Genomic DNA, 12,413 nt, shown 5'->3' with positions numbered 1-12,413 from the left:
CCCATATGTATGAGAAACGTGGTTCAACCTATATCCATTTAGATCTGGCCAATACCGATGCCCCAACGCTGTATGTATCTGACGCACACAATAATAGTCTGGCCGTCACGTCAGAGATTGCCGGCGCGTTTAAAAAATACCCCAGACTGCAGGTTAAGCGGGTTCAGCTCGACAAGCTGAAAGAGTTGCAGCAAAGCCAGCTCACTGAGAACCCCAACGCTAGCGAATATTCCGTTCAACAGGCGAAGATTATTAGCTTCTTCAAGGATGCCAAGATGAAAGGCGCCAGTGATATTCATCTGCTGATCGGGATGAATGATGTGACGGTGGTGCAGTTTCGTGTTCATGGCGATCTTGAAACGGTGACAACGCTGGATTGCGCGGAAGGGATGACGCTGGCGTCAACGATTGTGATGTCGATGTGCGATGTGGCCGAGAAGAGTTTTAACCCCAATCGCGCTCAGGATGGGCGGGTGCGTAAAGAGTTTCTGCAAGGGCTTCAGCTCTTCGGCGCGCGTTATGCACATACGCCGGCAGAATTCGGTCTGTATGTGGTCATGCGCATTTTACCCGATGAGGGTAAAACGCCGCCTACGCTGGACGAACTGGGTTTTCTACCGGAACAGCAAACCCTTATTCGCCGTATGCTGGCGCGCCCTGAAGGCGTCATCACCCTGTCCGGCCCAACCGGTTCCGGGAAAAGTACCTCCCTACGTACATTCAGCGAAATGTACCTGTCGTTTACCGGGCATCGAAAACGACTGATGACACTGGAAGATCCTCCGGAAGGGTTGATTATCGGGGCGGTACAAACCCCCATCATTGCCGATAAAAACGATCCGGATGCTGTTAGCCGTGCCTGGGTCAGGTCTATTTCTGCCGCATTACGGCTAGATCCTGATGCCATGGTTGTCGGCGAAATTCGTGATGCCAACTCGGTTAAGTCTGCGTTGACGGCGGCCAAGTCAGGACACCTGGTGGAAACCACGCTGCATGCGAATGATGCGGTCGGCATTCTTGATCGCCTGACCGATACTCTGGGTATCCCCATGGGCCAGGTGGCCGACCCTCAAGTCATGATTGGCTTAATCGCGCAGCGGCTGGTGCAGCTGTTGTGCCCTCACTGCAAGAAACGCTGGGAGGCGGTCAGAGCAAGTCTGGGAGAGGAGAAAAGAGCGCTGCTTGAACGCTTTTGTCAGGTCGAAAAGCTGGCTTTTCGCCATCCTGCGGGATGTGAGCACTGTTACAAAGGCGTAATCGGCCGGCGGGTCATTGCTGAAGTCATTCGTCCCGATGCCAGATTCATGGAGCTGTTTCGCCATGAGGGCAAACTGGCTGCGCGCAGTTATTGGGTGAACAAGCTGGGCGGTATCACGCGCGGTCAGCACCTGATGCGTTATCTCAATGAAGGATTGGTCGACCCGATTGATGCGGACTATATCAGCCCGCTGGACGAGGACAGCCTGACATTATTACCCCCGGAGGCTGCATCATGATTTCCCGTTTGCGCGAACGGTTGACGGCGCTACGGGACAGGATGCCGTCATCGGAAACAATGAATGAAGCGGTAGGGCGCTGGTTGGCGCAAAAGACGTTCTCAACCGCTGACCGCCTGACGCTCTACGAGGATCTGGCTTTCCTGCTCGACAACAACCTCAAAGTTGAGAAAGCCATCAATTCAATGATAGGGAGCTTCGGCAAGAAACGCCCGCCGGTGGTCTATTGTCTGGAGGATATGCTCAGTGCCCTGCGTCAGGGTCGGTCAGTCGACCAGGGATTGGCGTCCTGGATACCCAGGCAGGAGGCCGCCATCCTCAGTTCCGGCGTTCAGGACGGCAACCTGGCTGCTGCCTTATACCGGGCGATCACCGTGGTGCAGGGCATGGCGAATATGAAATCAGCATTGGTGTCCACGTTGGCCTACCCGATGCTGTTGCTGGCAATCTCGTTTGCCATGATGAAGATGGTCACAGTCTATTTCCTTCCCCGCCTGGAGTCATTGTCTGGCCGAGATAATTGGACTGGGGCGTTGTGGTGGCTCAGCACCATCTCAGAATTCTTTGCCAATCATGCAATTATTCTTGGTGGGTTGATACTCCTGCTGATTGGCTTCGTCGTTTGGTCAATGCCGAACTTGACTGGAACGATGCGGCAGCATGTTTTAGATCGTCTATTGCCGTGGAGCGTGTATCGCGACGTGCTGGGAGTGGGTTTTTTACTTAATTTCAGTGCGTTGATGCGTGCTCAGGTGAAGACGGAGGATGCCATCGACATGCTGAGCCGTTATGCACCGCCCTGGTTGTATGAGCGATTGGCCGCTACCCAGCGTCAGGTTAGGCAAGGTGACCACCTCGGGTTGGCGTTGCGCAATGCCGGCTACGGATTCCCCTCCCCGCGTGCTATCGACAAACTGGTCCTGCTGACCGACGGCGATAACGCTGAAATCATTATTGAAAATTTTGCACGTGCCTGGCTTGTGCAAACTGTAGCCCGGATCAAGCGGACGGCGTCTTTGCTTTCTTACATCGCATTGGGCACCAACGCTGGCTACATGATCCTGATCCTTCTGGCCACACAAAACCTCAACGACCTCGTGGGCACACGCTAGACCGTCCACTCTCTACGATACCTAAAGGAAATAGTAATGGAACTCACGCAAAACACTCGCTCGGCTGTCAACCGTGGTGCAATAACTATGATTGAAGCAATGATCTGGTTTGTTATTGTCCTTGCTGTATTGGCTGTCGCTATCACACAAGGTGGCGGTCTGTTTAATCGTAACGATGGCAACACAGAGTACAGTAATGCTGCGGAGCTCATGACCAATACCCGCGCCATGTTGAAAACATCCGGCATCTATAATTTTGCCGCCGCTGACGCCATGACCGGTGCGCTGATCCAGTTCGGGGGGGCGCCGGCCAACATGTCGGTTGTCGGTACCAAATCCTCGGGTAGCGCCAAGTTGCAAAACCTGTGGGGGGGCGCTGTCACCGTGCAACCCGTGGCAACGGCCGGTGGGCAGAAATCCTCCTTCTCTCTGACTTACGCGGCCGTTCCTCAAGAGGCGTGCATTACTCTGGCCACCAAACTGAGTGCAGCGCCGAGTGTTGTTACCACCATGGTAAACGGCACATCGACGAATGGCGCGATCGCTGCCAGCGCCGTGGGGGCGCAGTGTACTGCCGATAAAGGATCTGTTGGTCAGAACACCCTTACCTTTACCAGCAACACCTGATGCCCATCCTGCCGGCAACGTTCTGTTGCCGGCCTCCATCTGGAGTGCATTCTCATGTTGTCTTCCTTTCAACGAGCCCTGGCCTGTCTGGCGCTGGGCTGGGCACTATTTTTCTCGTTGCCGGCACAGGCGTTCTGTTTTAACGAGGCGGGTGCGCGCTATAAAGTTGACCCTTTATTACTTCGCTCAATGGCGACTGTCGAAAGCAGCCTAAATCCTCAAGCCATTGGAAAAAATCGCGATAAAGCAGGACGAGTTACCAGCCGTGACTTCGGGCTGATGCAAATCAATGACCGACATATTCCCCAGCTGCGTGCGCTGGGCCTCATCCGCAGTGAGCAGGATTTGCTGACCAACAGCTGTCTCAACGTGCAGATCGGGGCCTGGATATTGGCAAAGCACCTCAAACAATGCGGGGTAAATTGGCAATGCCTCGGCTCCTATAACGCCGGATTCGCAGATAACAACGGTCCGAGGCGTATGATTTACGCGCGGAAAGTGTATGCGATGTACATGAAACTGAAAGGAGGTGCTGCCTGATGGCTTTGTATCTCCTGAAGTTCTCTTTGCTGATGGTATGCGCCGGCGCCACTCTGTTTATTGGCACCCTGCCGTTGGTTCATCGAGCGAAAAAATTCTTGCTTGAACATGATGGTCCGCCCCTCACTCGGCTGCAGATCAGAGGCGTCACAATAGTTTTCGTCGGCACCGGTACTGCACTGATCGCAACAACGGCCCTTGTGGGCCATCCCTGGTTAGGTACCGTCAAAATTCTGGGGCTGCTGGCCTGGGGCATTCCCATGGTACTGCTCGATTTACGCAATTACTGGCTACCGCTGCGATATACCTCGGGTTTTTGGCTGACAGGTCTGCTGTTTACCGTGATGCCAGGAAGTGCACTTACCCTGACTGAGGCACTTACAGGCAGTATCGGCATGTTTTTGTTCCTCTATGCCTTTCACTACGGCGCCAAGCATCTGCGGGGTGAAGAAGGGTTCGGCATGGGCGATGTGCATTTGATCGCCGCGCTGAGCGCCTGGTTTCCCTGGCAGCTCGCCAGCGTGCTGAGCGGATGTGCATTATTGCTGTTTATCGCAGGGGCATTACTGATGAACAAAAAGACTCAACCTTATGCTCCCTGGCTATTCATGTTACTGGCGGTTGTAGCCGGTAGCTCCCCTCAATTGCTCTCTTCAGGTGCCCTATGACTGCTGAAATTGCCACTCATCGTATCAACCGTGGGGGTGCGCTGGTTTCTATGGCCATCGTTCTGGCGATCGTGTTGATTGCCGCTCCTATTGGGCTGGAAAGATATTCGAACTATATAGAAGAACAAACATGGGTCGTCACCGCGACGCACCTGAGCACAGTGAGCCAAGGAGCTCGTCGATACGTGAAAGATAACTACGACACCTTGCTGAATCAGGTCAAAGGGGGCGGCAACGTCACGCTAACCGGTCAAACCCTACGCGACAAAGGATATTTGCCGGCAGGGTTTTCTCTGACCAACAACAACGCCCAAACCTATATTCTTGCCGTGACACGCAATCCTTCGCAAACCGACAAACTGGTCGCCTTTGTACTGACTGCCGGCGGTCAAAATATTACGTTCAAGGGCCAACGCTATATCGCTCAGAACACGTCTGGCTTGGGGGGGTATATCGAACCCGTCAATGTTGCCAACGGCGCCGGCGGAGGCTGGCAGGTCAACCTGTCTAATATGGGACTGAATGGCCAAAGTGGCCATCTGGTTGCGTATCTGACGTCGGATATATTAGACGGAGGCACTGAAGAGAGTGACCGTCTATACCGCTATCAAGTCAACGGGCGACCAGACCTAAATAAAATGCACACCGCTATAGATATGGGGGGGAACGATCTAAACAGTGCCAATAACGTTAACGGGAAAAGCCTGATAGCACGGGAAAACGTCTGGTCAGACGGCTGGATTGGCGCCAACGGGGATGTCCGCTCTAACGGGGGCTGGCTTATCACAAAACACGGAAAAGGTTGGCTCAACGAAGACCACGGCGGTGGCCTTTATATGGACGACAACGACTGGATCAGATCAGTCAACAATAAAGGGATCTACACCGGTGGCCAGCTCAAAGGCGGAACGGTTCGAGCCGATGGACGAGCCTCAGTAGGCGAATATCTACAGCTTGATGGCCAAGCACAAGAGAACACCGGTTGTTGGCCAAATGGCTTGGTTGGCCGCATGCCTGACGGAGGTCTGCTTGTCTGTCAAAACGGTGTCTGGCGCGGCACAGGGAAAAGCAACGGTGCTTATCAAAGTCTGGGCTATCACGAAGGTATTTTCTCTGGCTCGAACCAAGGGGCATCGACGCTTTGGATCATCGCGAGCGGGGGCCAATCGCCCAAACGATGGGATGTTGAGGATGGCAGTTGCATTAACACTTATGCTTTAGAGGCAACCGTAAACGGCATGAATGTTGCCAGCAGCATTAACAATAACGTCCAATGGGCGAAACAAACTTCCATTACCTTCGCCGTTCCGGCGGGTGCAAGCTACAACGTGATCTCCAACCCTTTACCAGCTCATAGCTGCGGGCCGGGCCAGTTTAACGTTCTCAGCTATCAATAATTCATATCTCGCAGGACATCCTCTCATGAAACGTTTACCTATGATCGCCGCCCTGTTCGGTTTAAGCGGCTGCGTCTGTACGCCAGCGCCGCACTCTATTGTCACTCCAACAGCGGCCGTCACTCCCGCGGCGCAGTCAATCCAGAACATCACAGCGACGCTCTATCAATCTGAGGCGCTGAACCAAGTGCGCCCAGTTTTATTCACACCCAAGATCACCGCCAATTCACAACGCATTACTGTCGATTGGGATGGTGATGCCATCGAACTGCTCAGCCAACTGGCTCACATGCGCGGCTTGTCATTCGCCTATACCGGCGTGCGACTTCCGTTGCCACTCACATTGCATGCCAGCGACGTCACCTTCGAACAAGTACTCCGCCTTGTGCGAACGCAAATAGACTGGCGGGCACAGCTTGAACAGCAATCGCATGAGCTGCGTCTGTTCTTTATGTTGCCCCTTAAAAAAGGAATGCCAGCATGAAAAAACTCGCTCTTGCCCTCGGGCTGGGGTTGCTCAGCACGGCGGCCGGTGCGGCCGTTCTGGAAGGGGGCCCGCCCCCAGATATCGGGGCTTACTTGTCGCCAAAGGCACCGGATAAACATGGATTGAACGACACTCTCTGGCAGCTGATGAACGAAGCTGGGCAGACCGTGGGGTTCCGCGGCGGCAAAGCGCAGCGCGCCTGGGAGCTGCAGCAAGCTTTAAACGCCCAAAACGACGCACTGAACAGAATGTACACCTTCGCACCACTGATTAGCCGTCAGGGTTGGTTACCGCCGGTCATAGTTGCTTCAGAATCGTTGGCACACATTACTGACAGGCAGATTCGCACAGCAAATAAGACTTACAGCATCCTGCTCCCTGAAAGGTTCGTCAGTAATCCGCCCACCTGGCGACAGTATTTGCTGGCTGGGTTGACTATCAATACTGATATTCCCACTGACATCCGCCCAAAGAACGGAAATGAAGAAGCGGTGTGGCGCGCGGCGGTAGAAAAAGGTTGGCAGGACGGGCGCGAGAGCGCTGATCGCACGCTCGAGAGCAATTTCAACCGCCTGACGCGCGATTACACCGGCATGTTGCGTTACACCACGCTGCTACAGCAAGGGATCATTACCCCGCCGGTCGTCAGTGAACAGCTGCAGACAGTCACGGGTTCCCGCGACAAGGTGACGATCGGTGATCGTACCCGTGAGCTCAAACAGCACGCTGGATTCGAGCTGGATAAAAAGCGCTGGAAGCCAACGGTTAACACCCGACAATAAAACAGGAGCATTGATGATAGCCCTCACCGATTTTGACTTCAGCGGGGGGCTTACCCCCGACAGACTCCGTGAATTTTTCATCCATTGTTACCGCCATAAAGTTTCCGATATCCATCTGCAAAGCGGCAGCAAAATCGTCGTGGATCATCATGGCCGTAAGGTTACCGCCAGTCAGTTCCCGCTGGATCACGCCAAACTGTTACACCTGATCGACAGTATCTATACACCTGATATCAAGGCCATGGTGCAAAGCGGCCAAGGCGCAGATCGGCCATTACAGCTCGAAGGTGACAATACTGGCCGGTACGGGCTGGCGCGCGGGGAGCGCGTCCGTTTTCGCAGCAACTTCATTCAGGCTACGATTGGCGCGCTTAATACCGCTATGGCAGTGACGCTGCGTGTCATTCCAACCGCCATCCCCCCATTGGACAGCCTGGGATTGGAAGACGACCTGCGCCAAAACCTGTTGCCCCTCGATGGCCTCGGTTTGGTTTGTGGCGTGACCGGCTCAGGTAAATCAACCCTGTTGGCGTCGATATATCAGCACTACGGAGAAACTCACCCGCACGGGAAATTGGTGACCTACGAAGATCCGGTCGAATACCTTTTCGGTGGGCCTACCTGGCAGCTACGACCCCAGCAGTCGGAAATCGGCCGGGACGTTCCAAGTTTTGCCCACGGGCTCCGTCTCTCATTACGCCAGGCACCGACCCTTATCGGGGTTGGTGAAATTCGTGACCTGGAGACTTTGCAAGCAGCAGTAGCGTGCGCCCAGTCCGGTCACCTGACACTCAGCACTTTGCACGCATTTTCTCCTGGCCATGCATTTTCTCGATGCATCCTAATGGCGCCGGCCGATGCTCGCGAGCAAGTCGCCTTCGACCTTCTCGATGCATTACGTTTCCTGATCGTTCAGCGTTTGCTGCCGACCACCGACGGTAAACGCCAAGCGGTTCGGGAATACGTTCTGCTTGATGAAGCATGGCGCCGAAAATTGGGTGAAGTTCACTACTCGCGCTGGCCAGAAATGATTAACGGTGAACTTGCTGCGCGGGAACATCGCATTGTTGACCACACATGGCGACTGTTTACCGCCGGGCGTGTTGATGAAGAGACCGCGAAACAGGTCATGGGCTATCCGCTGTTTACTGCGAGAAACAAGGAGGGTTCATGAGCAAAAACAATTCCCCCTGGATCGACAGCGGTGGGAAAGACTACTCACCCTGGCTCGACAGCGGTCGGCCGGCAACGATCCTCGGTATTCCCGTTCTGGTGTACCTGTTGTTCCTGCTTTGCGCCATTTGGCCATCCATGATGACTTTCATGTTCTGCCTGCTCGCACTCGGCATTTACAAAATTTTGTCCCTGTTCGGATTAACCCCAACGGTGTTGTTTCAGCGTCTCCACCACCTACTCCGCGGAACCTCAGTTACCGGCCGTCCCTGGTGGTATCGCAAGTTTTTCGAATAAGTAAGGAAACCTCATGATAGCTACCGAACCCACCTATTTGGTGATCCCCGTTGAACAACGCAAAGAAGCGTTTCGCGCAGCGGGAAAACTTCCGGATGGGGGCAACGCCCTCACCTTCGATAACGAAGCTAAATCCTGGTATGCCAACCCTGGGGCTGACCTCAGCAAACTCGCTAAGTGGCGCATCGATCCCACACTGGCCAAACCTGAAAAGCAAGGTGATGCAAAAAGGGAGTTCCAAGATTTTATTGAGTCTCTAGGCGGCGTCTTTGATAGACGAAACATGCTGGAAATGGATGGCAAGACACACCGAATTGCTATGCAGGACGACAAGCCGGGAAAAAAATCCGGTGTGTACGTTGGTCACCTCAACGGTTTTATTAACGGATGGTTCGCCGACCACAGAGACGGAGGAATGAGGCACACTTGGTCATTGGCTACGGAAAAACCCGATCCGGCCGTTCTGGCGCATCAAAAAGCGCTGGCAGCACAAGAACGCTACAAGCGTAACGAAGAAATAAAAAACGAACAAAATGTTGTCGCTAAAACCCAGAGTCGCATTTACGCACAACTCTCACAGGCCAGCCATGATCACCCTTATCTTCAACGAAAAATGGTCAAAGCATCTTCGGGAGTGCGCCTCGATCGCCAAGGTAACCTGAAAATTCCCCTGTGCAACGTCGACGGTGAGATTCGTTCTCTTCAAACCATAAAGCCGGACGGCGCCAAGATGTTGACCAAAAACGGTCAGAAAGAGGAATGTTTCTTCGTCGTCGGCGGTACGCTTAAGAATGGCTCCCCCATTGTTATGGCAGAGGGATACGCCACCGCAGCCAGCGGCGCAATGGCACTGCATCACCCAGTGGTAATGACCGTCGACTCCGGCAACTTGGTTAAAGTCGCTGGCGCGCTGAAAAATAAATACCCCGATAGTCCCATGATTTTTTTAGCAGATGACGACTTGCCTAAGCCGAAACGTCCGGGAAATCCAGGAAAAGAAAAAGCAGAAGAAGCCGCGGCACTAACCGGTGGCATGGTTCTATTACCAACGTTCAGCCCGGAGGAACGCCGGCAGGAGCTAACGGACTTCAATGATCTACATATTACTCACGGACTGGCGGCACTGAGCGAACAGCTATCCCCGGTGCAGGCAATGCTAAAACCAACTCATCAACAAGAGGCAACCATGCCAAATACTCCGGTCGTACCAGAGATGACCAACCCGGAACCAGATCATGTGGCTAACGACACAGAAATCGTAGCTATTCCGCCAGTGCTTACCGATGAACCTTCTGAACCTACACCTAACGTCGTTGAATCAGCATCAGATCAGGTATTGCCCGATCACGTCACTGCCAATGTGCCAAACGAGTTCACCGACTACAGCCATATAGCAGACGCCGTCATGGAGAATGAGGCTCTTATAGAAAAATCAAAAACGGCAGAAATTGCCCCTATCGTTATTCCATCTCCTCCTTCTGTAGATGAGCAGCCCGCATCTAGAGATCATAAAGAACCTGTAAATCCGACAGCTTTTGCACCTATTTCCAGCTCGGAGGCAGAAGATTCCGTACCGGAGAAACCCGTTTCTTTTGCCAGTCGGCTGGCGCCGCGACCTGCAGTAGAAAAAGAACAGGCTGATCCAACTTCATCTTCTGCAGAAGTCGACGGTATCCACATTGAGACGCCTATTGGTAGCCAGACGCGCGCGGCGAAACCATTAGATCTGGATGCCTTAATGCAACAGATCACTCATGAAATGGCAGCAGACGGTCGTTCAGTGAAATATCTTTTTGCCGGCGAAGCGGCGTTTGTTGACCACGGTGATCGCTTGTTGATGGCGACTGCCCAAGCCAGCCAGAACGACGCCATGATCCTGAGTGCTCTGTTGGTTGCGCGAGAGCAGTACCGTGGTCGTATTGAACTCACCGGCAGCGACGAATTCAAACAACGTGCCATCACATTGATTGCGGAATACAACCTCGACCTCAAAATGAAGAACGCCCAGCAGCAGGTGATGCTTGAGGAAGCAAGGCAGCGCCTCACCGACGAACCCGCCCCCGCTGACAAACCGTCACCGGCGGGATCACCGATATCCGCGATTGTCCCTGAAGCAGCGGAACCCAATAAATCCTCCGTTTCGATGCAATCAGCAAACGCCTTGCCGCCAGAGCTTCAACCGGTATCGCTGCCACAAGAGGCGGCGCAAAATGCCAGTCGTGCTGAAGGAGAAGCGGGATTGACCGGCACATTACTCGATCATGGACAGGCCAAGTACAACTTCGATAACTCTGAGAGTAATAGTTACTACATCAAACTGCGTACAGCAGACGGAGAGAAGTTTGTCTGGGGCAAAGAACTGTCTCGGGTAGTACCGGAGAGTGGCTTGACCAAAGGCGATATCGTCACGCTAACCTGGCTCGGCCGCAAAGAGGTCACCGTAGAGGCAAAAATGCGAGACCCACAAGGGAAGGTAGTGGTAGACAAACACGGCGTAGAACAAACGGAGCAGATCACCACGCACCGCAACCATTGGGAAATAAAGCCGGCTATCGACCCCTCATTATTAGTTCGGAACGAACAGCAGTTGGCGCCGCCGGCGGCGCTGCATGCTTATGATACGACGCATTATCACGCACTGCAGCAACAGGTGATCCAGCTGGCAACCGAGGCAAAACTGCCTATTCCTCCAATGCCAACACTGCAGCACGGACTGGTCTGGTTAAAACCTAATGGGGAAGGTACCGAACCTCCGTCAACACGTCCTGCAGTTACACCTCTACCGGCCCACACCCAGGATGCAGGCACCGCGCTAATTAAAACACTGGATGCGGAGAAACAACTCAAATTGCTTCTGATCAAAGGGCTCGGCGACTATGTACAGGGAATGGTGAAATATCAGGATGCATATCACCCAGTACTCGGCAAACTTTGTACTCATACCAATGGCCATCGCTATTTGACGCTCAACATTATCACTCCTGAAGGCCTAACACCGATCGGTCATGGTAATGCCATCAACAATGAGGAAGGTGCTAGCAACGCTTTTGTGTTCAATCTCAAAGGCGAAAAAGAGCGGTTGTATGCCCCTCTCGTTGAGCCGGCAAAGTGCCCGCCGGCGCTGCATAAACAATTGGGGTTCACGCGCGAGTACACGCCTCCGGCGCACACCCCGCAGCGCCGGGACGACGTGCCGGAGAATACAGTCAAACCCGCAACCGCATTCCCTCGCCCAGGGGCATAGGAGCTCTCATGATCCGTCAACTTTTCCTGGTCGCATTATTAATTGGCAATGTTTCTCTATCGGCGCACGCCGCCAACTGCCGGGCGGTATCTGCCGCGCAGGTGGGTGCGCAAGCGGGCTATGAAAGAGATCGTAAAGCTGCCGAGGCCTGGTCGCAGCGTGAAAACCAGGTATCCGGTGGCTTGCAGCAATGCCTGGGTAGTATCAGCACGGCCATAACAGTACCGACATTTGGTGATCTCAGTGGGATCCTCAATGGCATCAAGGACAAAGTTTGCCGCGCGGTACGTGACAAGATCCAATCTTATATACCCAGTAAAATAGACCCATGGGGTGACCTGTCGTCCCAAACTGGCGGTTTGGTGACAACCCGTTCGATGAACGCGGCGCCAACCTACACGCCAACCACCTACAGCCAGTCTGCTACTGTCGCGCCAACATCGGCCGGCAACAGCGGCAATTCCGATGGGTATATTTTCTCCCGATAATCCACCGCGCATTCGCGCGATGTTCAGCCATAAACGCGATCCCCCGTCCAGTTCACCTGCGACGGGGTTCACCCGTGGACAGTCACCATGAAAAAGCCAGTT

The 12,413-nt window shown here is 53.8% G+C and carries 12 protein-coding genes; all 12 read left to right on the top strand.

Features of this window, described 5'->3' with window-relative positions; all coding sequences use genetic code 11:
• Positions 1-5: 5 nt before the first annotated feature.
• The 12 genes from QOL81_RS24675 to QOL81_RS24620 are packed head-to-tail and all read left to right on the top strand — an operon-like array spanning position 6 to position 12,311.
• Positions 6-1,496, top strand: coding sequence for a GspE/PulE family protein (locus tag QOL81_RS24675; RefSeq protein ID WP_128884992.1), 1,491 nt, complete (start codon positions 6-8; stop codon positions 1,494-1,496).
• The gene (locus QOL81_RS24670; RefSeq protein ID WP_128884991.1) at positions 1,493-2,608 is read left to right on the top strand and encodes a type II secretion system F family protein; all 1,116 of its coding nucleotides are present in this window, start codon (positions 1,493-1,495) and stop codon (positions 2,606-2,608) included. The genes QOL81_RS24675 and QOL81_RS24670 overlap by 4 nt, the downstream gene beginning before the upstream one ends.
• A gap of 36 nt (positions 2,609-2,644) precedes the next feature.
• The gene (locus tag QOL81_RS24665; RefSeq protein WP_128884990.1) at positions 2,645-3,235 is read left to right on the top strand and encodes a type 4 pilus major pilin; all 591 of its coding nucleotides are present in this window, start codon (positions 2,645-2,647) and stop codon (positions 3,233-3,235) included.
• Positions 3,236-3,289: 54 nt separating this feature from the next.
• Positions 3,290-3,775 (top strand): lytic transglycosylase domain-containing protein, encoded by a 486-nt coding sequence (locus tag QOL81_RS24660; protein WP_128884989.1) that lies wholly within the window; start codon positions 3,290-3,292, stop codon positions 3,773-3,775.
• Positions 3,775-4,443 (top strand): prepilin peptidase, encoded by a 669-nt coding sequence (locus tag QOL81_RS24655; RefSeq protein WP_283440122.1) that lies wholly within the window; start codon positions 3,775-3,777, stop codon positions 4,441-4,443. Before QOL81_RS24660 ends, QOL81_RS24655 begins: the two co-directional genes overlap by 1 nt.
• On the top strand, positions 4,440-5,840 hold the full coding sequence (gene pilV / locus QOL81_RS24650; protein ID WP_128884987.1) for a shufflon system plasmid conjugative transfer pilus tip adhesin PilV: 1,401 nt from the start codon (positions 4,440-4,442) through the stop codon (positions 5,838-5,840). The genes QOL81_RS24655 and pilV overlap by 4 nt, the downstream gene beginning before the upstream one ends.
• A gap of 25 nt (positions 5,841-5,865) precedes the next feature.
• Positions 5,866-6,324, top strand: coding sequence for a DotD/TraH family lipoprotein (locus tag QOL81_RS24645; protein WP_240039789.1), 459 nt, complete (start codon positions 5,866-5,868; stop codon positions 6,322-6,324).
• Positions 6,321-7,109, top strand: coding sequence for a type IV secretory system conjugative DNA transfer family protein (locus tag QOL81_RS24640; RefSeq protein ID WP_128884986.1), 789 nt, complete (start codon positions 6,321-6,323; stop codon positions 7,107-7,109). The genes QOL81_RS24645 and QOL81_RS24640 overlap by 4 nt, the downstream gene beginning before the upstream one ends.
• Positions 7,110-7,122: 13 nt before the next feature.
• Positions 7,123-8,283 carry a plasmid transfer ATPase TraJ gene (gene traJ, locus QOL81_RS24635; RefSeq protein WP_147823519.1) on the top strand — a complete coding sequence of 387 codons (1,161 nt, stop codon included), beginning with the start codon at positions 7,123-7,125 and terminating at the stop codon, positions 8,281-8,283.
• Positions 8,280-8,579 (top strand): IcmT/TraK family protein, encoded by a 300-nt coding sequence (icmT, locus tag QOL81_RS24630; protein WP_128884984.1) that lies wholly within the window; start codon positions 8,280-8,282, stop codon positions 8,577-8,579. The genes traJ and icmT overlap by 4 nt, the downstream gene beginning before the upstream one ends.
• A gap of 13 nt (positions 8,580-8,592) precedes the next feature.
• Positions 8,593-11,823 (top strand): LPD7 domain-containing protein, encoded by a 3,231-nt coding sequence (locus QOL81_RS24625; protein ID WP_283440121.1) that lies wholly within the window; start codon positions 8,593-8,595, stop codon positions 11,821-11,823.
• Between the two features lie 8 nt (positions 11,824-11,831).
• Complete coding sequence (locus tag QOL81_RS24620) at positions 11,832-12,311, top strand: hypothetical protein (RefSeq protein ID WP_238476110.1); 480 nt, start codon at positions 11,832-11,834, stop codon at positions 12,309-12,311.
• Positions 12,312-12,413: the final 102 nt, after the last annotated feature.

Origin of the sequence: Serratia sp. CC22-02, assembly GCF_900182895.1 — a bacterium.
Classification (GTDB): Bacteria; Pseudomonadota; Gammaproteobacteria; order Enterobacterales; family Enterobacteriaceae; genus Serratia; species Serratia nevei.
The sequence above is the reverse complement of the archived record's forward strand: the minus strand, read 5'-3'. Positions and strand labels throughout refer to the sequence as shown.

What these genes read in the sequence shown, in the direction of transcription:
- QOL81_RS24675 (WP_128884992.1), top strand. Translation starts at nt 6, where the DNA reads ATGTATGAGAAACGTGGTTCAACCTATATCCATTTAGATCTGGCCAAT.
- QOL81_RS24670 (WP_128884991.1), top strand. Translation starts at nt 1,493, where the DNA reads ATGATTTCCCGTTTGCGCGAACGGTTGACGGCGCTACGGGACAGGATG.
- QOL81_RS24665 (WP_128884990.1), top strand. Translation starts at nt 2,645, where the DNA reads ATGGAACTCACGCAAAACACTCGCTCGGCTGTCAACCGTGGTGCAATA.
- QOL81_RS24660 (WP_128884989.1), top strand. Translation starts at nt 3,290, where the DNA reads ATGTTGTCTTCCTTTCAACGAGCCCTGGCCTGTCTGGCGCTGGGCTGG.
- QOL81_RS24655 (WP_283440122.1), top strand. Translation starts at nt 3,775, where the DNA reads ATGGCTTTGTATCTCCTGAAGTTCTCTTTGCTGATGGTATGCGCCGGC.
- pilV (WP_128884987.1), top strand. Translation starts at nt 4,440, where the DNA reads ATGACTGCTGAAATTGCCACTCATCGTATCAACCGTGGGGGTGCGCTG.
- QOL81_RS24645 (WP_240039789.1), top strand. Translation starts at nt 5,866, where the DNA reads ATGAAACGTTTACCTATGATCGCCGCCCTGTTCGGTTTAAGCGGCTGC.
- QOL81_RS24640 (WP_128884986.1), top strand. Translation starts at nt 6,321, where the DNA reads ATGAAAAAACTCGCTCTTGCCCTCGGGCTGGGGTTGCTCAGCACGGCG.
- traJ (WP_147823519.1), top strand. Translation starts at nt 7,123, where the DNA reads ATGATAGCCCTCACCGATTTTGACTTCAGCGGGGGGCTTACCCCCGAC.
- icmT (WP_128884984.1), top strand. Translation starts at nt 8,280, where the DNA reads ATGAGCAAAAACAATTCCCCCTGGATCGACAGCGGTGGGAAAGACTAC.
- QOL81_RS24625 (WP_283440121.1), top strand. Translation starts at nt 8,593, where the DNA reads ATGATAGCTACCGAACCCACCTATTTGGTGATCCCCGTTGAACAACGC.
- QOL81_RS24620 (WP_238476110.1), top strand. Translation starts at nt 11,832, where the DNA reads ATGATCCGTCAACTTTTCCTGGTCGCATTATTAATTGGCAATGTTTCT.